Annotated in this window: 21 protein-coding genes and 1 pseudogene; 10 read left to right on the top strand and 12 right to left on the bottom strand. The window is 61.4% G+C overall.

The window, feature by feature from the left end; translation table 11 throughout:
- Positions 1-64 precede the first annotated feature (64 nt).
- Complete coding sequence (locus tag ACIGJE_RS26725; protein ID WP_367625804.1) at positions 65-1,870, bottom strand: helix-turn-helix domain-containing protein; 1,806 nt, start codon at positions 1,868-1,870, stop codon at positions 65-67.
- A 192-nt stretch (positions 1,871-2,062) separates the two neighbouring features.
- On the opposite strand from ACIGJE_RS26725, the gene ACIGJE_RS26720 reads away from it, so the two are divergent.
- Positions 2,063-2,653, top strand: a complete 591-nt coding sequence (locus ACIGJE_RS26720) for an amino acid synthesis family protein (protein ID WP_483680870.1) — start codon at positions 2,063-2,065, stop codon at positions 2,651-2,653.
- A 332-nt stretch (positions 2,654-2,985) separates the two neighbouring features.
- Here the strand turns inward: ACIGJE_RS26720 and ACIGJE_RS26715 are convergent, their stop codons facing one another.
- A complete protein-coding gene (locus ACIGJE_RS26715) occupies positions 2,986-3,714 on the bottom strand; it encodes an SDR family oxidoreductase (RefSeq protein ID WP_311939657.1) in 729 nt (242 codons plus the stop codon).
- Between the two features lie 746 nt (positions 3,715-4,460).
- Between ACIGJE_RS26715 and ACIGJE_RS26710 the strand changes: the two genes are divergently transcribed.
- The 5 genes from ACIGJE_RS26710 to ACIGJE_RS26690 all read left to right on the top strand — a co-directional run bounded on the left by ACIGJE_RS26710 (position 4,461) and on the right by ACIGJE_RS26690 (position 9,509).
- On the top strand, positions 4,461-5,771 hold the full coding sequence (locus ACIGJE_RS26710; protein WP_311939659.1) for an ABC transporter substrate-binding protein: 1,311 nt from the start codon (positions 4,461-4,463) through the stop codon (positions 5,769-5,771).
- Between the two features lie 84 nt (positions 5,772-5,855).
- On the top strand, positions 5,856-6,737 hold the full coding sequence (locus ACIGJE_RS26705) for a carbohydrate ABC transporter permease (protein WP_311939661.1): 882 nt from the start codon (positions 5,856-5,858) through the stop codon (positions 6,735-6,737).
- Positions 6,738-6,739: 2 nt separating this feature from the next.
- Positions 6,740-7,564, top strand: a complete 825-nt coding sequence (locus ACIGJE_RS26700) for a carbohydrate ABC transporter permease (protein WP_415082180.1) — start codon at positions 6,740-6,742, stop codon at positions 7,562-7,564.
- Between the two features lie 29 nt (positions 7,565-7,593).
- A complete protein-coding gene (locus ACIGJE_RS26695; RefSeq protein WP_415082182.1) occupies positions 7,594-8,697 on the top strand; it encodes an ABC transporter ATP-binding protein in 1,104 nt (367 codons plus the stop codon).
- Between the two features lie 38 nt (positions 8,698-8,735).
- Positions 8,736-9,509 carry an SDR family NAD(P)-dependent oxidoreductase gene (locus ACIGJE_RS26690; protein WP_415082184.1) on the top strand — a complete coding sequence of 258 codons (774 nt, stop codon included), beginning with the start codon at positions 8,736-8,738 and terminating at the stop codon, positions 9,507-9,509.
- Positions 9,510-9,513: 4 nt separating this feature from the next.
- Here ACIGJE_RS26690 and ACIGJE_RS26685 read toward each other — a convergent pair whose 3' ends face one another.
- Genes ACIGJE_RS26685 through ACIGJE_RS26675 form a run of 3 tightly spaced genes read right to left on the bottom strand, consistent with a single transcriptional unit; the run spans position 9,514 to position 11,857 of the window.
- Positions 9,514-10,029 (bottom strand): P-loop nucleotide/nucleoside kinase family protein, encoded by a 516-nt coding sequence (locus tag ACIGJE_RS26685; protein ID WP_367625797.1) that lies wholly within the window; start codon positions 10,027-10,029, stop codon positions 9,514-9,516.
- An 11-nt stretch (positions 10,030-10,040) separates the two neighbouring features.
- Positions 10,041-10,928, bottom strand: coding sequence for an ROK family protein (locus ACIGJE_RS26680; protein WP_311939670.1), 888 nt, complete (start codon positions 10,926-10,928; stop codon positions 10,041-10,043).
- A gap of 14 nt (positions 10,929-10,942) precedes the next feature.
- Positions 10,943-11,857, bottom strand: a complete 915-nt coding sequence (locus tag ACIGJE_RS26675; protein WP_311939671.1) for a tagatose-bisphosphate aldolase — start codon at positions 11,855-11,857, stop codon at positions 10,943-10,945.
- 231 nt (positions 11,858-12,088) lie between these two features.
- On the opposite strand from ACIGJE_RS26675, the gene ACIGJE_RS26670 reads away from it, so the two are divergent.
- Positions 12,089-13,015: a sugar-binding transcriptional regulator gene (locus ACIGJE_RS26670; protein ID WP_394314489.1), complete on the top strand. Its 927-nt coding sequence runs from the start codon at positions 12,089-12,091 to the stop codon at positions 13,013-13,015.
- Between the two features lie 551 nt (positions 13,016-13,566).
- Here ACIGJE_RS26670 and ACIGJE_RS26665 read toward each other — a convergent pair.
- Positions 13,567-14,055: a DUF2721 domain-containing protein gene (locus ACIGJE_RS26665; protein WP_415082188.1), complete on the bottom strand. Its 489-nt coding sequence runs from the start codon at positions 14,053-14,055 to the stop codon at positions 13,567-13,569.
- 266 nt (positions 14,056-14,321) lie between these two features.
- Here ACIGJE_RS26665 and ACIGJE_RS26660 point away from each other — a divergent pair, with 266 nt between their 5' ends.
- From ACIGJE_RS26660 to ACIGJE_RS26650, 3 genes are all read left to right on the top strand, one after another.
- Positions 14,322-14,486 carry a hypothetical protein gene (locus tag ACIGJE_RS26660; protein WP_415082190.1) on the top strand — a complete coding sequence of 55 codons (165 nt, stop codon included), beginning with the start codon at positions 14,322-14,324 and terminating at the stop codon, positions 14,484-14,486.
- A gap of 117 nt (positions 14,487-14,603) precedes the next feature.
- Positions 14,604-14,876 carry a metal/formaldehyde-sensitive transcriptional repressor gene (locus ACIGJE_RS26655; RefSeq protein WP_311939677.1) on the top strand — a complete coding sequence of 91 codons (273 nt, stop codon included), beginning with the start codon at positions 14,604-14,606 and terminating at the stop codon, positions 14,874-14,876.
- Positions 14,877-14,888: 12 nt separating this feature from the next.
- Positions 14,889-15,983 carry a nickel/cobalt efflux transporter gene (locus ACIGJE_RS26650; RefSeq protein WP_415082192.1) on the top strand — a complete coding sequence of 365 codons (1,095 nt, stop codon included), beginning with the start codon at positions 14,889-14,891 and terminating at the stop codon, positions 15,981-15,983.
- Between the two features lie 21 nt (positions 15,984-16,004).
- Here the strand turns inward: ACIGJE_RS26650 and ACIGJE_RS26645 are convergent.
- The 6 genes and pseudogenes from ACIGJE_RS26645 to ACIGJE_RS26620 form a co-directional block, all read right to left on the bottom strand.
- Positions 16,005-16,151: pseudogene (locus ACIGJE_RS26645) on the bottom strand (transposase); the annotation flags it as partial.
- A gap of 88 nt (positions 16,152-16,239) precedes the next feature.
- Positions 16,240-17,016 (bottom strand): SDR family oxidoreductase, encoded by a 777-nt coding sequence (locus ACIGJE_RS26640; protein WP_367625794.1) that lies wholly within the window; start codon positions 17,014-17,016, stop codon positions 16,240-16,242.
- A gap of 13 nt (positions 17,017-17,029) precedes the next feature.
- The gene (gene dgoD, locus ACIGJE_RS26635; protein ID WP_311939682.1) at positions 17,030-18,178 is read right to left on the bottom strand and encodes a galactonate dehydratase; all 1,149 of its coding nucleotides are present in this window, start codon (positions 18,176-18,178) and stop codon (positions 17,030-17,032) included.
- A 63-nt stretch (positions 18,179-18,241) separates the two neighbouring features.
- Positions 18,242-19,873 (bottom strand): GMC family oxidoreductase, encoded by a 1,632-nt coding sequence (locus ACIGJE_RS26630; RefSeq protein ID WP_415082195.1) that lies wholly within the window; start codon positions 19,871-19,873, stop codon positions 18,242-18,244.
- A 15-nt stretch (positions 19,874-19,888) separates the two neighbouring features.
- Positions 19,889-20,824 carry an aldose 1-epimerase gene (locus ACIGJE_RS26625; RefSeq protein WP_415082197.1) on the bottom strand — a complete coding sequence of 312 codons (936 nt, stop codon included), beginning with the start codon at positions 20,822-20,824 and terminating at the stop codon, positions 19,889-19,891.
- Between the two features lie 3 nt (positions 20,825-20,827).
- Positions 20,828-21,835, bottom strand: coding sequence for an ABC transporter permease (locus tag ACIGJE_RS26620; RefSeq protein WP_415082199.1), 1,008 nt, complete (start codon positions 21,833-21,835; stop codon positions 20,828-20,830).
- Positions 21,836-21,837: the final 2 nt, after the last annotated feature.

Here is a 21,837-nt window from a genome sequence, read left to right as displayed (position 1 = left end):
AGGGCTTCTTCCTGCGTTCCGCAGGAGAGAGTTCCCTCATCCTCCTAGGTGAAGAAGCAGCGGGTCACATGAGCGCATCCTGCGACAGGGTCTCGTTCAGCCGCAGGGCCAGTTCCAGCGCAAATCGCCGCTCGGGTGTGTCGATTTCGATTCCGAACAGTTCCTGGATGCGGCCGAGGCGATAGCGCAGCGTGGTCACGTGAAGGCCCATCGCATCGGCGCATGCCTGGCTGCGACAGCCGCTCTCCAGATAGGCAGCCAGGGTCGGGATGTATCCGGTGCCATGCTCGGCATCATGACGGGATACGGCACCGATGGTGACATTGAGAAACGCGCGAACCTCGTCGGTGTCGGCGGCCGAGAGCAACAACGGGAAGGGACCAAAGTCCTGGGAAGCCAACAAACCGGTGCGGTTGAATCGTATCCCGAGCCGGATCATGCGCGCGCATTCCTGCCAGATCTGCCGATGTTCCTGCAGGCCGCTGCAGGTCCTGCCGATCACCACGATCGGCTTGCAGCCCAGCAGCCACTGGGTTTCATCGATGATTTTGCGCACCAGCAACTTGGCAGTGTTCTCACTGTCGCGGGCTCCGCCCGGCACGCGGCACAGGATGATGCCGTCGAGATTGGCCACCGTGGCGGTTTGGCCCTGTTGCGCTGCCAGCCTGGCAATGGAGCGATGCAGTTCCTCCAGCGCGCCGTCGTCCATGCCGGCCTGGCGAGGCAAGCCGATGGCGATGAGCCTGGCCGGCGCCGCCATGTCGATGTCGAGGCGGCGGGCACGAGCAACCAGATCATCCGGATTGCGCCAGTCGCCGGAGACGATCTCGGCGAACAGTTCGCTGGCCGTCTTCGACTCCGTCTGGAAGCGCAGATGGCTGCGCATCATCTGCACGCTCAAGGCTGATTTAGCGCTCTCGAGCAGTAGATGGTCGAGATCGCCGAAATCGGCACCGCGAGAAAAGACGACCAAGGCGCCAACCATTCTCTCATCGACCCTGAGCGGTTCGACCATGGCCGGCAGGTTGAGATGCTGCCCGCAGACATTGAGATAGAGCTTGGCATGTTCGGAGCGCGTGTTGCCGGCGACTTCGCGGGCAATGCGCAGGAGCTGGCGATTGACCCCGGCATTCACCTCCTCGCGCCACCGTTCGTCGTCGAATGTCTCGGGCTTGGGCGAACGTCCCGTGACGACGAGATTTGCCGTCAGGTCGACCACGACCGTGGGATGGTGCATGAAGGTCTCGACCAGAGCGGCCGCCGAAGCAACCGATCCGTCCGACAGGACCTTCTGCATCAGGGCAGAATGGGCGGCGAGCACATTCTGCAGACGTTCAGCGGCGCGGCGCTCGGCCTGCAGCCGGTTGGATCGATCGACGGCGATGGCACCGAGATGGGCAATCGTCTCCAGAAAGGCGAGGTCTGCATCCGAGGGCTCGACGATGCTGCGCGACTTGACCGACAGGACCATGGCCCGCCCCTCCATGTCGCGGCAGCCGAGCGGCAGCACCACGACGGTATGGTAGCCACGCTCAATGGCCTCCTCCTGATATCCCGGAAACTCCGATGCCACCTGCGCATCACGGATGATCACGGGCTCGTTGGTGGTCAGTGCGATGAGGGAGGGGCTGGTGGCGAGGGTCCAGCGGTCGCGATACAGCGTGCCGAGCCGATTGGGATCGTGCCGGGCCAGGACAACGGCGTCGCCACTGCCTTCGTCGACACTCATGACACCGCCCATGGACCAGACCGTATTGTAGCAGCCCGCCTTGACGAGATGCAGCAGCGTGGTGCCGAGATCGCCACCGGAATTGATCAGGCTGGCGATATCCCTGAGCGTGCGCGACAGCGGCCGATCGATGACGTTCATCAGACCCTCCCGAGTTCCGTTGAGGCTCAACTAGCGGACCCCATCATCACTGTCGAAGGATTTCAATGCGGCAATCTCCTCCGCTTCATAGGAGGAGAGCTCTTGAACAAGCCTGTAGCGTCCTGTGCCATGCCGGCGGCGGCTGCCGTGATGCAAAGCCCTCCGGCCAGAGCCGAGTGACGAAGGAATATCATGAGTCTGGAAATCCGAAAGATCGTTCGCCACGCCGAAGAGGTGTTCATCGAAGGTGGCAAGGCCGGCCCCATGCCGATATTGGCGAGCGCAGTGGCAGCCATCATCAAGAACCCCTGGGAAGGACTTGAATTCGTGGAGGATCTGCGCCCGGTGGTCCTCGACGTGGCACCGAAGCTGGCGGGCGCGCTGGTTCCTCGCCTGCTCGAATTGTGCCCCAAAGACCGGATCGAGGCTTATGGCAAGTCGGCCATCGTCGGCCTGGCCGGTGAGATCGAGCATGGCTCGGCCCTGATCCATACGCTGCGCTTCGGCAACGTCTTCCGTGAAGCGGCCGGCGGGACCAGCTATCTGAGCTTCACCAACACGCGTGGACCGGCCGGCGCCCAGGTGTCCCTGCCCATGACCCATAAGACAACGGTGGGCCAGCGTTCGCACTTCATCACCCTGAATTTCTCGGTCAGCGACGCGCCGGACCGCGGCGAGATCCTGATTGCGATCGGCGCCGCCGATGGCGGCCGCATGCATCCACGGATCGGCGACCGCTTCAAGGACATGGTGGAGATGGGGATCACGCCGCCGAAATCGTAAGGATGGGATGTCGCGGAATTCGGGCCCATGGCTCGATCCGGCAACAAGTCACCGCTCGAGCTCGTTGAGACATCCGCCCAATGCCGTGGCGGCACGGCGAGCCGTCGGCAACGCTTGAAGCAGCAATTCAGCGTCTAATCGCTGCCTCAAGAGCCAAGAAGCCGGTTTGAAGGTGTGCTTCCATGTCGTGGAAGAGCCACCCTCCATTGATCCAAGGCAGCCTTGGATACCCAAAGCGTTTTCCAGAAAAGTTGACAGATTTTTCGATTAAGAACACGCGACGGAACAAAGAGTTAGAGTAAAATGGCGCTTCGAAGAAAAGCCCTTTTACTCTAGGCATCAACGTTTGTCGGCAACACTATCATGTCATGAATTGTGACGTTGCGGGGGCGGCTGAGTATATAGACAACCGCCTCTGCCACTTCGGAAGGCTCGATCAACGCACCGGCGTCTTTTGCGGCCTGCAGCCGATCCGGCTCCCAATCCGACAGCAATGCCGAGATCACCGGTCCTGGCGAAACCTGCGATACTCGAATGCCGTGCTTGTTGACCTGTCGCCGCACGGTCTGGGTAAAGCATGTGATTGCCCATTTGGAGGCCGAATAGACCGGCTCATGCTTGATCGCGGAGTGCCCTGCTAGCGACGACGTCACGATGATATCGCCACCGCCCTGTTCGATCATATGCGGCAGGACAGCATGAACGTTCTTCATCACGGCATTCACGTTGAGATTGAGCATTCTGTCGATGGTCAATGCATCGGTGTCCACCAGATCGCCGCCGATATAAGTACCTGCATTGCAATAGAGGATGTCGATCCTGCCAACTTTGGCGATGACTTCCGGAATCATCGCGGCACAACTGGCGGCGTCCAGAAGATCTGTTACCTGGGCAATGGCCTTTCCGTTCGAACTTGCCACCAACTCATCCAGCGCTGCGGCGTTGCGATCGACCATGACCACTGTGACGCCCGCCTTCATCAGAGCTTCGCATGTTGCCAGTCCAATGCCCGAAGCGGCACCAGTGACGATAGCCGTTTTTCCTTGCAGTTCAATAGACAATGTCACCTCCTGGAGAGCAGATATTTTATTTTTAAAAAGCGTTGGACGTTTACCCGATGCAATTCATCACTTCATAAAGATCAGATTGAAGGGAAACATTCGACACTCAGTCGAAGAGGACAGCGATTTTATTCACTCTATATTGTACTCCCTTGCAATTATTCCGGTGCCGGCAAAGAAAACGTGCTCTTTATCCAAGCCCTTCATAATTGAAACTCCTAGCTACATGACGGATCAATTCGATCCTGCAATCTGCATCGGGATGGGTCCTGGACGGCGATCAAAAGGCCTTCCAAAGTTCAAATAGTACATGAAATTTGTTTCAGCAACACATTACGCATCCCACCTGCATCGGGGAAGCGCGGGTTTGCCTAGAGCGTTGATTTAGAGCGGTTGCCGCCCCGACCGCTCGCTGGGCAAGCGCCAGTTCGACAACAGGCAGCATCGGCTCGCTCGGCTGGCTTTTCCGAGAGCGTGGGTGGCGGGTCAGAGCCAGGTTGTCACGCCGACGCCATCGGAGGCGATCTTATGAATCTTGTTCGTTGCAATTTATTTCGGAAATATGTTACATACCTTGCGTTCACGGCAACCGCTCAGCCGCGAACGCAGTGCAAGCCGTGATGTCCCAAAACGGGGGCCATCACGCTCGGACGTGATCGTAGCGGTGCGACCGACGCCGACCGAGAGGCCCGACGCGCGCTACACGACAACAACAATCAAACAGATTGTCGCCAATGGAGGAACCCATGAGATTCTTGGCCAAGATCGGCCTGTCGCTAACAGCGCTCTTGCTGGCGGGTGTTGCCGCGCGGGCTGAAACCATCACGGTTGCAACCGTCAACAATGACGACATGATCATCATGCAAAAGCTGTCGTCTGAGTGGGAGAAGGCCACAGGCAACAAGGTCAACTGGGTTGTGTTGGAAGAAAACGTGCTGCGCCAGCGCGTGACCACGGACATCGCCACCAAGGCAGGCCAATTCGATATCGTCACCATCGGTGCCTATGAGACGCCGATCTGGGGCAAGGCCGGCTGGCTCGCATCATTGAACGATCTTGGCGACGACTATGACTACAAGGACGTGTTCGAGCCGTTGCGCAATGGCTTGTCGGTCGATGGCAAGCTTTACGCCCTGCCCTTCTATGCGGAGAGTTCTTTCACACTCTACCGCAAGGACCTGTTCGAAAAAGCCGGGCTGACGATGCCCGAGCAGCCGACCTGGGACCAGATCGCACAATTCGCCGACAAGCTCACCGACAAGTCGAAAGAGCAGTATGGTATTTGCCTTCGCGGCAAGCCCGGCTGGGGCGAGAATATGGGCCTGATCACGACCATCGTGAACACCTTCGGCGGTCGCTGGTTCGACATGGAGTGGAAGCCGCAGCTGACATCCGATCCATGGAAGAAGGCGATCGGCTTCTATGTGGATCTTCTGAAGCGCGACGGCCCGCCCGGCGCGACATCCAATGGATTCAACGAAAACCAGGCCCTGTTCGCAAGCGGAAAATGCGCAATCTGGGTCGATGCGACGTCGGCAGCCGGACGACTCTACAACAAGGCGACATCCAAGGTCGGGGATGTCCTGGCCTTCGCCCAGCCGCCCGTCAACGTATCGCCAAAAGGCAATGGCTGGTTCTGGGCCTGGTCGTTGGCCGTTCCTTCTTCCACCAAGAACCTCGACACGGCCAAATCCTTCGTGAAATGGGCGACGTCCAAGGAGTATGTGAAGCGGGTCGGCGAGACCGCCGGCTGGGTTGCCGCACCGCCCGGCACCCGCCAGTCGACCTACGACAATCCGGAGTACAAGAAGGCTGCGCCCTTCGCCGGCATGGTCCTCAAGGCGATCCTGACCGCCGATCCCACGAATGCCACCAAGGAACCGGTTCCGTACAAGGGAATCCAGTTCGTTGCGATCCCTGAGTTCCAGGCCATCGGCACCTCGGTCGGCCAGGCCATCGCGTCCATCCTCGCCGGACAGCAGACGGAAGATGCTGCCCTGGGTGCAGCACAGGACGAGGTCACTCAAACCATGCAACAGGCCGGCTACATCCAGTAACCGCCTGTCCTGCCAGGGCTCCGGGCGCTCTCCCCGCCCGGAGCCCTTCTATCCGCATGCCTTCAACCAAAGCCACGAGGGCCCATGTTCCAGACATCCACAAGCCGGCGGGCTGTGCGCACCGGCCCTCTCCTGGCTCCGGCAGTCAGTGTCCTGCTGCTCTGGATGATCGTCCCGCTGGTGATGACGCTGTGGTTTTCCTTCCAGCGCTACAACCTGCAAAACCCGCTGATCACAGGCTTTGCCGGCATCAACAACTACAAGTTCCTGCTGCTGAACAAGACGCTTTGGATCTCGATCGTCAACACGATCATCCTGGTCGGCTCGGTGCTGGCGGCGACCGTGATCTTCGGCGTGCTTTTCGCCGTCGTCTATGACGTCGAGTTCCCGGGGCGCAATATCGCCCGCCTCCTGGTCATCGCCCCCTTCTTCATCATGCCAACAGTGGCGGCACTGATCTGGAAAAACCTGCTGATGCATCCCGTCAACGGGTTGTTCGCCTGGATCACGCGATCACTCGGGCTCGGCGTGGTGGACTGGTTCAGCCAGGTCCCGATGCTGTCCGTCATCATGATCGTAGCCTGGCAATGGATTCCCTTTGCCACCCTCATCCTCATCACGGCCATGCAGTCGCTCGACCGCGAACAGATGGAAGCAGCGCGGATGGACGGGGCCAAGGGCCCCACCATGTTCTGGTTCATCGTCCTGCCGCACCTTTTGAGACCGATCTCGGTGGTGGTGATGATCGAGACGATCTTCCTGCTGTCCGTCTTTGCCGAGATCCTGGTCACCACCTCGGGCGGGCCGGGCAATGCGACCACCAATCTGACCTACTTCATCTATCTCAAGGCCTTGCTGCAATGGGATGTTGGCGGCGCCTCCGCCGGCGGCGTCATCGCCATCGTGCTCGCCAACATCGTCGCCGCCTTCCTGGTGCGCACCGTCGCCCGCAACCTGGAGACCTGAGTATGGCAATGCGTGGATCAAGAAGGCGGGTGGTGCTGGCCGGCGTCGTCGGCTGGCTCGGGGCACTCGTGATGTTCTTCCCGATCTTCTGGATGCTGCTGGCAGCCTTCAAGACGGAGATCGACGCCGTCGGCCCACCCGAATTGTTCTTCCGGCCGACGCTCGAGAATTTCGTCGAGGTCAATGCACGCGCGAACTACTTCGCCTACGCGCTCAACAGCATCCTGGAATCGCTCGGCGCTACGGCAATCTCTCTCGCGCTGGCCGTGCCGGCAGCCTATGCAGCCGCCTTTTTTCCAACCAGTCGGACCAAGGATCTCCTGCTCTGGATGCTGTCGACGAAAATGATGCCCGCAGTCGGCGTGCTGGTGCCGATGTATCTGCTCTTTCGCGACACCGGCCTGCTCGACACCCGCATAGGCCTCGTCATCCTCTTCACCCTGTCGAACCTGCCCATCGTGGTGTGGATGCTCTATTCCTTCTTCAAGGACGTGCCGCATGAGATCCTGGAAGCGGGCCGCATGGACGGCGCCCGTGTCGGCGCGCAGATCCGCCATCTCCTTCTACCGCTGACCCTGCCCGGCATTGCTTCCACCGCTCTTCTCTCGATCATCCTGTGCTGGAACGAGGCGTTCTGGAGCCTCAATCTCACCGCCTCGCAGGCGGGGCCGCTGACCGCCTTCATCGCCTCCTTCTCCAGCCCCGAAGGCCTGTTCTGGGCCAAGCTGTCGGCAGCCTCGACCCTGGCGGTGGCGCCAATTCTGATCTTCGGCTGGATGACGCAGCGCCAGCTTGTCCGCGGCCTCACCTTCGGCGCCGTGAAATGACCCCCAATTTCCCTTTGTGAGGACACGACATGGCAGAACTCAGCCTCAAGGGCATCCGAAAGTCCTTCGGCGCCGTCGACGTCATCAAGGGCGTCGACCTTCATATCGCCGACAAGGAATTCTGCGTCTTCGTCGGGCCGTCCGGGTGCGGCAAGTCAACCCTGCTCCGCCTGATTGCCGGGCTGGAGGAGATTTCCGCCGGCGACCTGTCCATCGATGGAGCACGCGTCAACGATGTGCCGCCGGATGAGCGCGGTCTCGCCATGGTCTTCCAGACCTACGCCCTTTATCCGCACATGAATGTTCGCGAGAACATGGATTTTGCGCTGCGCCTGGCCGGCGTTGCCAAGGCCGAGCGGGATGCCAAGGTCGGCGCCGTGGCTCGCCTCCTGCATCTCGACCACCTTCTCGACCGCAAGCCGCGCCAGCTCTCCGGCGGTCAGCGCCAACGGGTCGCCATCGGCCGCGCCATGGTGCGCCAGCCCAAGGTCTTCCTGTTCGACGAGCCACTTTCGAACCTCGACGCAGCCCTTCGGGTGCAGATGCGCATCGAATTGGCGCGCCTGCATGAAGACCTCGGCGTCACCATGATCTATGTGACCCATGACCAGGTAGAGGCCATGACTTTGGCCGACAAGATCGTCGTGTTGCGTGACGGTGTGATCGAACAGGTAGGCACGCCGCTGGAGCTCTACCATCACCCACATAATCGCTTCGTGGCCGGTTTCATCGGTTCGCCCACGATGAATTTCATCGAGGTAGCGGTCGACGGCGTCTCGGCAGACGGCGTCAAAGTGGCGTTGCCGGGCGGCGCGGCCCTCACCGTGCCCGCCTCGGGCGGCAGTGTTGCCAGCGGCGAGACGCTAACGCTCGGTATCAGACCCGAACATCTAACAAGATCGGAGGGCGGACAGCTCTCTGGTGAGGTGATGGTTGTCGAGCGTCTGGGCGGCCAAACCTTCCTCTACGTTCAGGTCACACCCGACAACCTCTTCATCGTTCAAGCCGATGGTGCCGATACCTCGAGGGTACATGACCGCGTTGCAATCACCTTTAAGCCTGCCACGGCCCATCTTTTTCGGCAGGACGGCACCGCGCTGCCTTCACTGCGCAGAAATCCCCTCGCCGCATAGGGTGGGGTGATGATCCCCATGCTCTCAGGAATGCACTGATGTACCTTGATAAATACAGCCTCGAAGGCCGGACCGCTTTCATCACCGGCGGCGGCCGCGGCATTGGCCTGGCGTCGGCCGAAGCCTTGCTGGAAGCCGGAGCGACGGTGGTGATCTCCGATTACAATGCAGAGCTGCTGGCCAGTGCTCGCGCCCATCTCGACGAAGCCGGACACAAGGTTGACTGCGTGGTCCTGGACGTCACCAAGCCTGGCGAGGTCGCCCAAGCAGCAGCCCAAGCCAACAGCAAGCATGGCGGTGTCGACATTCTCATCGCCAATGCAGGCATTGCCTGGCCTGACACGCCCGGCGAAGCCATTCCGGACGAGATCTGGAACCGGATCATCGACGTCGATCTCAATGGCGTCTACTGGTCATGCCGGGAATTCGCCAAGCCGATGCTCGAGCGGGGCTTTGGCTCGATCGTCACGCTGGGCTCGATGTCGGGCCTGATCTCCAACAAGCCCCAGCGGCAGGCCCATTACAACGCAGCCAAAGCGGCCGTGCATCATCTATCCAAGTCCCTTGGCGGTGAATGGGCCGAGCGGGGCGTACGCGTGAATTCCGTTGCACCAACTTATGTCGACACGCCGATGTCGAACACCAGCTTCACTGACCTCGAGCGCTTTCCGACCTGGATGGAAATGACGCCGATGAAGCGCGTGGCAAGACCGGACGAAATCGCCTCGGCCATCCTGTTTCTTGCTTCGGACGCCTCCAGTGCCATCACGGGAACGACCCTCGTGGTGGATTGTGGCTACACGATCTGGTGATGCTTCACCCGACGACTTCGTCAATCCAGCCAAGCAGCCGTTCGTGATCGAGCGGTTGCGTGGTATCGACGTCGAAGATCGGGCCGCGCTGCAATGGCTCCGCCCGCCTGGCAAGCGCATCAAGTTCGGGCAGGAAGGCTTCGCCCGGATGTCCAGCATGGCGCATATCGAGCCGTTGGCGATAGCGTTCGACGAGGATTTCCGGCGGTGCATGGCACCATACTTCCGCCGTGCTGCCGACCCCTGCGCGAACAAGATGGGCCTCCAGCACATCGCGGGGCTGAAAACCGAACCAGGCATCGACGATGAAGATCATGCCATCGGGAGCATCTCTCACGATCGACCATATCGCCTGATAGCTCGCTCGTCCCAACTTGCGATTGAACTCGCGATCCCCGACGCCGAGATGGTCGAAAAAAGGCTCCTTCACGCTATCCAGCGCAAGGATTGGCCATCCGCGTGCGTCCGCTACAAAGCGGGCAACGCTACTCTTGCCGGTCGCCGGCACGCCATTGACCAAGATAGCCTTCTTCATGGCGAAAACAGATCATCCTTCATTCCAGCCAATGCTGCACCAATGACACCGGCGTCATCGCCCAAAACGGCAGGCCTGACCGGGCATTGATACCATGGCGACAGGGCCGGGGCCCATTCCAATGCCGCGCATGCCGTTGCGCCCAACCCGCCGCCGAGCAGGAAGAGTTCGGGATCCACGCTGGCGACAATGCTGTCGATCGCAGCCCTGAGCGGCACCGCCCAAGCCTCGATCACCCCTGTTGCCCTCGCGTCTCCGCTGCGCGCGAGAGCAAGAACCTCGTCCGCGCTCGTTCCAACCGCGAGTCCGGCGGCGGCGATATGGCGGCCGAGAGCCGTGCCGGAACTGGTGGTCTCGACGCAACCGATCCGGCCACAATTGCAGACGGTGCCGCCAAGATCGACTGTCACATGGCCAAGTTGGCCGGCGCTGCGCTGCCCCCGCATCACGGTCCCGTCCAGCACCACTGCGCCGCCGATACCGGTGCCAATCGTCAGCATCGCCACATGGCGACAGTCGCGGGCGGCGCCCGCGGCAATCTCGCCGACAAGCGCCATGTTGCAATCATTGTCGATGAAGGCGCTTTTGCCGGTCTCGCGCTCGATCGCTTCGGCAAGCGGTATGGTGGACAGGTCGACATATCCGCCCGAGAGCACCTGATTGCGGCGCGCATCGACTCGCCCGGGAACACCGATGCCAACCGCTGTAATGCCAGGCCTGTCGAGGGCCCTAATCAGGGCAATGAGGCGGGAGGTCAGCGCCGTCGGATCTCGCAATGTCCTTTCAACGAGGCGCTCCAGGATCTGTCCGGATGCATCGATGCAAGCAGCCCGCACATTGGTTCCGCCAATATCGATGCCGATCGCCAAAGGGGGCTTATGCATGACAGGCTGGCCCGTCAGGCAGCTTGCGCGGCTTTGCCGGCGTAGCGGGCGACCACAGCCTGAATTTCGCGCAGGCGCGGGACCGCAATTGTCGAGAGACGGTCGGCCGTCTCCTTGCGGTCGAGCGAGATGCAGTCCTTCCACAGGGCACGACCGGCAATGACTCCCGAAGCCCCGTTTCTCATGGCCGTCTCGACTTGACCAAGGAAGGTCGAGTGATCGACGCCTGCCGACAAAACCGCCCATGGTACCGCACCGGCGAGACGAGTGACGCCGGCACAAGCTTCCGCCGTGCCCGGATAGGGCAGCTTCAAGACCTTCGAGCCGCAGTCCAGACAGATCCTGGTTCCCTCCAGAACCAGTTCGGGCACCTTGGCGACATAGTCCTCGCGGCTTTCACCCGGCAGTTCATAGGTCAGGAATTCGACCACCAGCAGGAGATCTTCACGCGCGAAGTCCTCAATGCAACGGCGCAGAATGTCGATGTTATGGATATTGGCCTCGGGCCGATCCGCACGAAGATACACCATGATCTTGCCGCCCGTGCCCCCCATCGCGCGCACATGGCGGGCATCGATTCCAGGAACCAGGCGCGACAAGCGATAGCCTTCCGGCGTCTTGTCGAACCCAGACGCATCGAGGCCGATCAGGAGGGCCACATCGCGGGCAAGTACGCCGTCATCCACCACCTTGGGGACGGCACAGATCGGATCGAGCAGCACGCAGGAAGCCGCACTCGCCAGATATTGGACGATGTCGGATTTGGTTTCGCCCAGCGTCGCGTCACTGATCTTGGCCTGTTCGGCCGGGTCGTTCGCCAACAAGGAGCGCATGCCGCCACGCTGGTCGCAGGCAATAACCATCATCATTCCATTGGGGGCGCAGATCTGCTGGTAACCGCGAAGCTCCGACGTCGTCATCCTGGTCATGAGACCCTCTCCTAATATCTGTGCTCACGGCCGAGCGCCGGACGCGTTTGACCATGCCCTTACGCTTGCAACGACGTAAGAGACCTGCGGCTCTGATCGATTTGCGTTGAACAAGACGCAAATATGCTGCACGGCTCGTGTCCTGCCTGAAAGAACGCGATGCCTCTTGTTTCACAAAGCGACGTGTAACATATTTCTGAAAGGAATTGCAACCTGTCTGAGAATGCTTCCATGGATGGGTCGGCCACGCGTAAGACGCTGCATCTGGTGGCGCGCCTGCACTATGAATCGGATCTCTCACAAGTCGAGATCGCACGGCGCCTGCAACTCTCGACCGCCACCATCTCCCGCTTGCTTCGAAGAGCGCGGGAGGAAGGGATCGTGCGCATCGAGATTCGCGACTTCGTTGCGCCAGAGGAGATCAGGCGCGACTTGATAAACGCTCTCGGCCTCAAGCAAGCCGCCGTGGTGGACACCGTTGAAATTGGCTTGCTGGATTCGCTTGCCCAGCCGGTCGGCACGCTTCTCAAGGAAGCGGGGCTGAAGGATGGCTCTGTTCTCGCCATTGGTTGGGGCCGAGCGGTGCGCGGCGTGATCCGAGCCGGTCTGCCGCGTATTCCCGGCGTGATCACGGTGCCTGCAACGGGCGGTATCCAGCAAGCAGCGCCACATTTCCAGATCAACGAGTTCGTGCGCCAGGCGGCCGAACAGCTTGGTGGCGAACCAAAATTCATCTTTGCGCCCTATTTGCCGGCCCCTCAGTATCGCGATGCCTTTGTGAGCGATCCTGCCGTCCGCGAGCTCATTACCCTTTGGGACCATATCGACGTTGCCCTGGTGGGGGTTGGACTGCCGCATACCGTCGACCCCATCCATGCCGGCACCGTTACGTCCAGCGAACGGGCCCTCACCCATGTCGCGGGGGATGTCATCCGGCATTATTTCGACGAGGACGGCACCATATTGCCATGGGATGGCAACAACAGCCTGATCGCCGTTTCGCCGGCCCAAATGCGGGCCGTGCCACTCGTCATCGGCGTTGCCGTATCACCGGCAAAGGCGAAGGCAATCATCGGCGCGGTCAGAGCAAAACTGATCAATGCAGTCGTCACGGATGTGGCCACCGCCGAGGCCATCCTCGGCGAACTACAAGCATGAAGGAGAGGAAACCCCACGAGCCTCGAAGCACGCTATTGCAGCGGAGGCTTGGCTTCTTTTTTCTTAACGATGGGCCGGAGCTATCGGCTCCGCTTCTCCCATTGCCAGGTCCAGGGAACACCGGGGTCGATTTCCGGTCCTAAATAGAGGCGGGTGGCGCGGAACCTATAGGTGCGGCCAAGAAGCGTATCCACGAAAATCCGGAACTTCTGGAGCAATGGCTGGCCGGCGAGAAAACCGAGAGCGGCGCGGACGGCCACGAAGCTGCCAAGAGGCAGCATTGCTACCGACGTCGCTTTCGGTCCGAACCATGGCCTGTGATGCAGATGCCTCTGCGAGGCGACCCGGCTCGAGCTCCCTTCCCCGAAGCAGGGAGTTTCTTTTTCGCAAAGAGGCGGCCGTGAGTCGCAAATACTTCGATCAAGTTGCATTTATTACAAGAATTTGTGGAATAATTTGAGCCAAATCTCATGTAATATGAGCTCGATGCAATTCATGATCGTAAATAATGAAGTTCCGATCATCGGAGCTTGGTCTCGGGGGAGACAATTCTAAGATTCGAAAAACGCCGAATGTCGGTAACGTCTGTCGAAATCCTTGATGGCGACGTTGATTTCGCGGAACAGGCATATCAATGCGTGCGCAAACAGCACGATCGATATGACGAACAGGAGGGAAGCCCCCCATTCGCGCTGCATACCAACCAGGGCGTTGAAGAATACGATCAGAATCACTGTTGCCACACAGATGCCAGCAGCGACGATCGAGCGGATGCCGCGATAAAGCAGGCGCCCCCGCCGGGTCAGCCACTTGGCCAGGAGAGCGCGATCCTGCCCGTCGAGATGCGCCAGCTTCTTTTCCTCGAGCTCACGGATGCGATCGCTGACACGCCAAAGGCGGTTCATCAGAAGAGTCAGAAAGGCGGCAACCGCAAGCAGTAGAAAAGCCGGTGCCAACGCCTGTGGCGCGATCAGGGAAAAGCGTACGCTAGTGATTCTCAATGCAGCGTCGCTAAGCCATATATAGAAATCCGACGACATAGCTCTGCATCCTGTTCTGAAGTAAAATGTCCCAAGGTCGCGAAAGGCGGACTTTGGCAAACTACGCAGCAATCGATAATAGGTCCATTACTGCCTCAACCACTTCCTTCGAATCCGCCTGACCGAGGCTTTTTGCTCCTTTCTGGCATGTCTTCACTGCAGGCGCCTCCCGGATCGGATCGCCCGGCTGGACAAGGATCTCATCTACGGCGTGCATCCATGCGATTCCCCTGCCCTATGCCGCCAACATCCTGAATGAAACCGCCTTGGGCGATGTTCGCACGGGAAGCAGCATTCTCGATCTAGAAAGCTGGGTCGATGCGGATAAGGCCGCCAAATATACGGGCTGGTGGAGCTGCGAGCTCTTCCGCAGGCGCCAGCATCAGGACAACAGCCATGCCATCGCTGCCGCAGCGAGGTTCGACAAGTGACCGCCCTACTCGGGCGTGGGCGCCTTTGGACGGTGCCAGCCAGTCTTGCTTAACACCGGGCTTGCGTTGGGCTCTCTTATAGGGTACCCCCCTATCATATTCTTGCTGGGGTTCGCCATGCATACGATCAAGGAAAAAACCCGACTCATCGCCAGGGTTCGCCGCATCAAGGGCCAGGCTGAGGCGCTCGAACGAGCGCTCGAACAGGAACTGGGCTGCGCGGATGTACTGATGCTGGTCGCATCCATGCGTGGCGCGGTGAATGGTCTGACCGCCGAGGTCATGGAAGACCATATCCGCCATCACATCGTGGATCCGGACAAGGAAAACTCCAGCCAGGCGCAGGGAGCGGCCGAATTGATCGAGGTCTTGCGGACCTATATCAAATAGAAAGACCCGAACGTGGTTTCGATCTCCGACATGCTTCAGCAAGGTTCCACGAACCTTTGGCTGTTCATCCCCAGTGCCATCCTTCTGGGAGCGTTGCACGGCCTAGAGCCGGGACATTCCAAGACGATGATGGCGGCTTTCATCATAGCGGTCGGAGGTACCGTGACTCAGGCTGTCTTGCTCGGCCTGTCGGCGACGATCTCCCATACCGCCGTCGTCTGGGCGGTCGCGCTGCTCGGACAATATTTCGGGCGCAATTGGAGCAGCGAGGCAACGGAGCCCTATTTCCAGGTGGCTTCGGCGATCCTGATCGTCCTCATCGCCGCCTGGATGTTCTGGCGCACCTGGCGCGAGCAGCACCATAGCCACGATCACGATCATCACCACCATGGCGAGGAGGTGCGGCACATCAACATCGGCCATGGCACGGTCACCCTCGAGGTGTTCGAGGACGGCGTGCCGCCGCGCTGGCGGCTGAGCTTCGAAAAGGGCGAGCGATTTCCTGCACATGAGGTCTCCGTCGAAACCATCCGTCCGGATGGTGCGCGCCAGGTCTTTCACATGGCCGATCGCGGCGCCTATCTCGAAAGCACCGAGGAAATCCCGGAGCCGCACGCCTTTTCCGCCGCCCTCAATCTGGGGCATGGCGATCACCTGCACAGCTTTCCCCTGGAATTCACCGAGCATGAGCATGACCATCGGCATGAGCACACGGATCTTGGCGCAGAGGAGGACGCCCATGCGCGCGCCCATGCCGAGGATATTCGTCGTCGCTTCGCCGGTCGTACTGTAACCACGGGGCAAATCGTGATGTTTGGCCTGACAGGCGGGCTCATCCCCTGCCCGGCTGCCATCACCGTGTTGCTGCTGTGTATTCAGCTCAAGCAGCTCTCCCTGGGCTTCCTGCTGGTCCTTTGCTTCAGCATCGGGCTCGCCGTCACCATGGTTTCCGCCGGTGTGCTGGCAGCGCTGAGCATCCGGCATGTCGAAAAGCGCTGGTCCGGGTTCTCGGCCTTTGCCACGCGCGCACCTTATGCCTCGGCCGCCGTGATATTCTGTGTGGGTCTCTACATGGCCTGGTCGGGCTTGCACGCTTTGCCGGCGTGAATCCAAGCGGATCTGTCTTCTGATCCCAGCCCGACGGCAGATCTCCGCCACCGTCACACCATCGGTACCCTGCTTGAGAATGAACGCCTTCTGGGTCTCCGAAAACCTGCTTGCCTTCGTTGTCCTCCGCTCCTCCCAGCCTAGGGATTCGGCCGCGGAAAACTCCAGCTCAAAACGGTCCTGTTTCCTGGGAGTAGATCAGCCGCAGGGATGCGCCCTCACCGGAACCCAAACGATGCCGTTGGAAGCTCTTTGCTCAGGGATGCTGCTGGACGCTGAGGCCGCCATCGATGGTCAGGCAGGCTGCGTTCATGAACGGGCATTCGTCCGAGATCATGAACACCGCGGCAAGCGCGATTTCCTCAGGCGTGGCGATACGCCCGCCCGGATGCAGCTTCAGCGTCTGCGCCTTGGCGGCCTCGGGATCGGGGAAGCTGTTCCAGTAGTCGATCACTTTCTGGGTGGAGACATAGCCAGGCGCGAGCGCGTTCACCCGCACGTTGCGCCCGGCATATTCCAGCGCCAGCGACTTGGTCATGCCGAGCAAGGCGTGCTTGGCCAGGGGATAGGGGAAGGTATGGGGAATGATGGTGAAGGCATGCGTCGAGGCAATGTTCAGAATGACGCCGCCATCGCCTGCAATCATCCCTGGCAGGACCGCCTTGCAGCAGTTCCAGGCTCCCTTGAGGTTGATGTCGAAGCATTGCTGCCACTCTTCGTCCGTCGTCTGCAACGGCTCGGCAAAAACATTGATGCCGGCATTGTTGACGAGGGCGTTGATCTCGCCGATCGTCGAGGCGGCCTGTGAAACGGCACGCGCAATACCCTGCTCGTCGGTGATATCCACGGCCCGGTGAGCGATCGGCGCGCCCTGCCCCGTCAATTCGTTACCGACACCGGCAAGAAGCGCCTCGTCCCGATCGATCAGGAAAACGCCTGCCCCTTCGTCCAGGAAAGCCCGGACCATCGCCAACCCGATGCCCTGGGCGGCACCCGTCACCAGAATACGCTTGCCTGTAAGCCGACCCGTCATCCCGCCCATGCCCCTACCATTCGGCCAGGCTGCCATCCTCATGGCGCCAGACTGGGTTGCGCCAGCGATGCCCCTCCCGGGCCCGCTCGATCACATAGTCCTCGTTGACGTCGACCCCCAGGCCCGGCCCCTGCGGGATGGAGACGAAGCCGTCCTCATAATGGAACACCTCCTTGTTGGAGATGTAGTCGAGAATGTCGTTGCCCTGGTTGTAATGGATGCCAAGGCTCTGCTCCTGGATGAAGGCATTGTAGCTGACGGCATCGACCTGCAGGCAGGCCGCGAGTGCGATCGGACCCAGCGGGCAGTGCGGCGCAAGCGCCACGTCATAGGCCTCCGCCATGGTTGCGATCTTGCGGCACTCGCTGATGCCTCCCGCATGCGACAGGTCGGGCTGGAGAATGTCGACATAGCCGTCCGCCAGCACGCCCTTGAAGTCCCAACGCGAATAGAGCCGTTCACCGAGTGCGATCGGGGTGGAACAATGATTGGCGATCTCCTTGAGAGCCTCCTTGTGTTCGGACAGCACGGGCTCCTCGATGAACAGGAGCTTGTAGGGGTCAAGCTCCTTGGCCAGCACCTTGGCCATCGGGCGATGGACGCGGCCATGGAAATCGACGCCGATGCCGATATGGGGCCCGATCGCCTCGCGCACGGTGGCGATGGTCGCCACCGCCCGGTCGATCTTGTCATGCGTGTCGACGATCTGCATCTCTTCCGAACCGTTGAGCTTGATCGCCTTGAAACCGCGTGCCACCGCTTCCCTGGCATTGCGGGCGATGTCAGCCGGGCGGTCGCCGCCGATCCAGGAATAGACCTTGATCTTGTCGCGGCATTGGCCGCCCAGCAGCGCATGGATCGGCTGTCCCAGCGCTCTCCCCTTGATGTCCCACAAGGCCTGGTCGATGCCGGCGAGCGCGCTCATGTGAACCGCGCCGCCGCGATAGAAGCCGCCGCGATAAAGCACGTTCCAATGGTCTTCGATCAGCATGGGATCCTTGCCGACGATGTAGTCGGCCAATTCGTGCACGGCCGCCTCCACCGTCAGAGCGCGCCCTTCCACGACGGCCTCCCCCCAGCCTGACAGGCCCTCATCGGTCTCGACCTTCACGAACATCCAGCGCGGCGGGACGATGAAGGTGGTCAGCTTGGTGATCTTCATGGCACTATCCAATGATCTCTATGGGATCGGCCCCGGGCCTCGCCCCCGGCCGCCCGCCGTAAGTCATGAATGAAGGATGAGGTCCGCAGCCTTCCCCGCGGCGGCGAGTACGGCGGCATTGGTGTTGCCGCTGACGATGGTCGGCATGATCGAGGCGTCGACGACCCTGAGGCCCGCGACTCCGCGCACCCGCAGATCCGGCGTGAGAACCGCCTCGGGATCGGCATCGTGGCCCATCCTGCAGGTGCCGACGGGGTGATATCCGGTCTTGACCGTGCGCCGGCAATGCGCCGCTATCGCCTCGTCGCTCGTCACGGCAGGGCCCGGAAAGATCTCCTTGTCGATCAGGTCGCGCAGCGGGGCGGCGGCCAGCACCTGCCGCGCAAAGCGGAATCCTGCCATCGTCGTGGCCAAGTCCTCGGGATGGCCGAAGATCTGGGTGTCGATGATGGGGTCCGTGAGAGGATCGGCGCTGGCGAGCGTCACGCGGCCGCGCGCCCTGGGACGCAGCAGCAGCGAATTGATGGTGACACCATCGCCGGGGTCGGTGCCCATCACGTCCCTGTCGAGATAGACTGTCGGCACGCAGAACATCTGGATGGTCGGTTCGGCACTGCTCCCGGTCGGATCGAAGAAGGCGCAGGTTTCCACGCCGGTAGTCGAGGCCGGCCCCGTGCCGAACAGCAGATATTGCAGGCCGGCCTTGATCATCGGCCAGCCCCGGTCCTGCTGGTAATAACCAAAGCTCCCGCGGGTGGTGGCGACGACCGGACACTCGTAATGGTCCTGGAGATTGCGTCCAACGCCGGGCAGCACCACTTTGGCAGCAATGCCATGGCGGGAGAGCTCGTCCTCGGGACCGATGCCCGAAAGCATCAGCAGTTTCGGCGTCTGGTAGGCCCCCGCCGCCAAGATCACTTCGGTACCGGCGTCGGCCTTGTGGTGGCTCCCGCCCTGCAGATAGTCGACGCCGACCGCACGGCCCTGCTCGATGCGGAGCCCTGTCACCGTCGCATCGGTCACGATGGTCAGGCGGGGATCACGCATCACCGGGGCAAGAAAGGCCGTCACGGCGCTGCAGCGACGGCGGGTCGCCCAGTCGATGGTGTGCTGCATGAAGCCGACACCGAACTGGGAAGCGCCGTTGAAATCCGGATTGTAGGGAATGCCCATGCCCTGCAACGTCTTCACATAGGTCCGAGTCATCGGGCTGGTATGGCCGAGATGCGAGACCTTGAGCGGGCCGCCGACACCATGGAAGGCACCGGCCAGATGGTCATTGTCCTCCTGCGCCTTGAAATAGGCCAGCATGTCCTCATAAGACCAGGCACCGTCATTGACAGCGCCCGGCGCGGTCACGGCTGCGTTCCAGCGCGCATAGTCGCCGGGTTGGCCGCGCATATAGACCATGGCGTTGACGGTGCTGCCGCCCCCGAGCACACGCCCTTGCGGCACGATCGGCCCGCGCCCGTCGAGCTGGGGCTGCGGCGCGGTCTTGTGCATGGCCAGATAGGTATCCTTGGCCAGGAACTTCATGTAGCCGGCCGGAAAGTCGATGATCGGGCTGGCCTTCGCCGGTCCGCGCTCGATCAGCAGCACGCGCGCCTTGGCCTGCCCAACGAGATGGGAGGCGACGACACAGGCCGCGCTGCCACCCCCGACGACGATGAAATCGAACTGCCCCTTGTCGGACATTGCAGACTCCAGGACTCAGGCCTGTTGACGGGAATGATCGCCGCCCTGAAGCGGCCGGCCGGAAAGACATTGCGGTCGAAGCCGGACAGTACCGGCCAATCTCTCCCCGGGCCCGAGAACCTTGAGATCTCCCAGATCGGGCAGATTGTGGCCATTGGCCAGGTGCGACATCGGCTCGAAGCAGAAATAGTCCCGCCGGAAGGAGGGATCGAACTGCGTGTCGGAAACAAAGAGGAAGGCATGCCTGAACACCGGATCGGCCTGGAGGCGAAGCTGCATGTTCCGTTCCGGCCAGGTGATCACGGCAAGACCATCCCAACCTTGCAGGCCATTATTGACCCATCGATCCGGAATGGAGCGCGGGGCGAAAAAGTCGAGCACCTCGGGAATGGCGACGGGCTCGCCGGGAAGCCACTCCTCCACCTCCGTCCACAGCGCAGTCGCCTTCGCCATCAGCGTCGTCGCCGGCGTCAGGGGGAAATAGGGGTGCCATCCCAGCCCGAACGGCAGGGACGCACGGCCTCGGTTGGTCACCGCCAACCGCATCTCGAAGGCCCCGTCGACAAGGGCGAAACGCTGCTCGGCCTCGTAGACATAGGGCGTGCCCTTTCCTGCATGCGAGAACACCATGGCAAGGCTCGTCGGCCCCTGCGCGGTGATGTGCCAATCGGCCTGCCAGCCCTCCCCATGCAGATAATGCCTGTCCCAATCCGTGTTCGGTTCCAAGACATGGTCCTGTCCCTCGAAGCGAAAGCGGTTATCCTTGACGCGGTTGCCGAAGGGCACCAGCGGGTAACAGGCCGAGGACAGGGCGTCGGCGTCCGACGAGGGCGCCGGGCGCAGGAGAGGAATGCGCACGCCTTCCTCTTCCCACCACAGGCCGAGGACGAGGCCGCCCGCCGTCGACAATTGCGCGCGCAGGGAGCCGTGCTGGAGATCGACAACCGGCATGTCCTAGCCCTTGTTTCGCGCCATGGAGCGCTTGATGGCCTGGATATTGGCCAGCACCGCGACGACGATGATCAAGCCGCGCACCACCTGCTGGAAGAAGGGATTGATCCCCAGCAGCACCAGGCCGTTGCCGATCAGGGTGATGACGAGCACGCCCAGCAGCGTGCCGAGCATCGAGCCGCGCCCGCCGGAGAGCGACGTACCGCCCACGACGACGGCGGCAATGACGTCGAACTCCAGGCCGCTCGCGGCGGTGGCATTGCCCGAGCCCAGCCGCGAAACCAGGAGGATGCCGGTCACTGCGGCCATGGCACCGCCGATGGCAAACAGCATGACGCGGATGCGTGTGACATTGATGCCGCTGAGGAAGGCAGCCTGCGCATTGCCGCCAATGGCGAAGACGCTGCGGCCGAAGGCGGTCTTGCGGCTGACGAAAGCGAAGACGCCGAAGAGCACGAGCATGATGATCGCGGCGGGCGGAATCCCCAAGACCGGCCGGTCGAGCGCGTCGACGATGTCGTTGCGTCCGATCGACACCGGCAGGGCATCAGTGATGAACAGGGCGATGCCGCGCAGTGCACTCCACAGGCCGAGCGTGGCCACGAAGGAGGGCACGTCGAAATACGCCCTCAGCACACCGGCGATCGAGCCCAGCAGCCCGCCGACCATGATGGCCAGGGCGAAGGCCGGCACTGTCGGCACGCCCCATTGCAGGAAATAGGCCAGGACCACCGAGACGAAGGCCACCATCGGGCCGACGCTCACATCGATCTCACCCGCGATGATGATCAGCGTCGCGGCCCAGGCGGCGATGCCGATCGTGGCGGCATCACGCAGGATGTTGATCTGGTTGTTGAACGACAGGAAGCCCGTAGCGCTGGCCGTGAACACCACATAGAGCACGATGATGGCGACGAACAGGCTCAGTTCGTTCATATGGCGAGAGAAATCGAAGCCTGCGCGGGCACTTCGGTTCGAAGCGGCAGCCCCTGCGGTTCTGTCCTGTGACATCG

Source organism: Labrys sp. E2SS-1L, from assembly GCF_057073705.1.
This window is presented reverse-complemented; position numbering and strand designations above follow the sequence as displayed.

Bases quoted from the DNA above. Each gene is read 5' to 3' on its own strand.
- ACIGJE_RS26695 (WP_415082182.1), top strand. From the start codon at position 7,594: ATGGCAGAACTCAGCCTCAAGGGCATCCGAAAGTCCTTCGGCGCCGTC.
- ACIGJE_RS26705 (WP_311939661.1), top strand. From the start codon at position 5,856: ATGTTCCAGACATCCACAAGCCGGCGGGCTGTGCGCACCGGCCCTCTC.
- ACIGJE_RS26710 (WP_311939659.1), top strand. From the start codon at position 4,461: ATGAGATTCTTGGCCAAGATCGGCCTGTCGCTAACAGCGCTCTTGCTG.
- ACIGJE_RS26670 (WP_394314489.1), top strand. From the start codon at position 12,089: ATGGATGGGTCGGCCACGCGTAAGACGCTGCATCTGGTGGCGCGCCTG.
- ACIGJE_RS26620 (WP_415082199.1), bottom strand. From the start codon at position 21,835: ATGTCACAGGACAGAACCGCAGGGGCTGCCGCTTCGAACCGAAGTGCC.
- ACIGJE_RS26690 (WP_415082184.1), top strand. From the start codon at position 8,736: ATGTACCTTGATAAATACAGCCTCGAAGGCCGGACCGCTTTCATCACC.
- ACIGJE_RS26640 (WP_367625794.1), bottom strand. From the start codon at position 17,016: ATGACGGGTCGGCTTACAGGCAAGCGTATTCTGGTGACGGGTGCCGCC.
- ACIGJE_RS26655 (WP_311939677.1), top strand. From the start codon at position 14,604: ATGCATACGATCAAGGAAAAAACCCGACTCATCGCCAGGGTTCGCCGC.
- ACIGJE_RS26630 (WP_415082195.1), bottom strand. From the start codon at position 19,873: ATGTCCGACAAGGGGCAGTTCGATTTCATCGTCGTCGGGGGTGGCAGC.
- ACIGJE_RS26680 (WP_311939670.1), bottom strand. From the start codon at position 10,928: ATGCATAAGCCCCCTTTGGCGATCGGCATCGATATTGGCGGAACCAAT.
- ACIGJE_RS26725 (WP_367625804.1), bottom strand. From the start codon at position 1,870: ATGAACGTCATCGATCGGCCGCTGTCGCGCACGCTCAGGGATATCGCC.
- ACIGJE_RS26625 (WP_415082197.1), bottom strand. From the start codon at position 20,824: ATGCCGGTTGTCGATCTCCAGCACGGCTCCCTGCGCGCGCAATTGTCG.
- ACIGJE_RS26700 (WP_415082180.1), top strand. From the start codon at position 6,740: ATGGCAATGCGTGGATCAAGAAGGCGGGTGGTGCTGGCCGGCGTCGTC.
- dgoD (WP_311939682.1), bottom strand. From the start codon at position 18,178: ATGAAGATCACCAAGCTGACCACCTTCATCGTCCCGCCGCGCTGGATG.
- ACIGJE_RS26665 (WP_415082188.1), bottom strand. From the start codon at position 14,055: ATGTCGTCGGATTTCTATATATGGCTTAGCGACGCTGCATTGAGAATC.
- ACIGJE_RS26720 (WP_483680870.1), top strand. From the start codon at position 2,063: ATGAGTCTGGAAATCCGAAAGATCGTTCGCCACGCCGAAGAGGTGTTC.
- ACIGJE_RS26675 (WP_311939671.1), bottom strand. From the start codon at position 11,857: ATGACCAGGATGACGACGTCGGAGCTTCGCGGTTACCAGCAGATCTGC.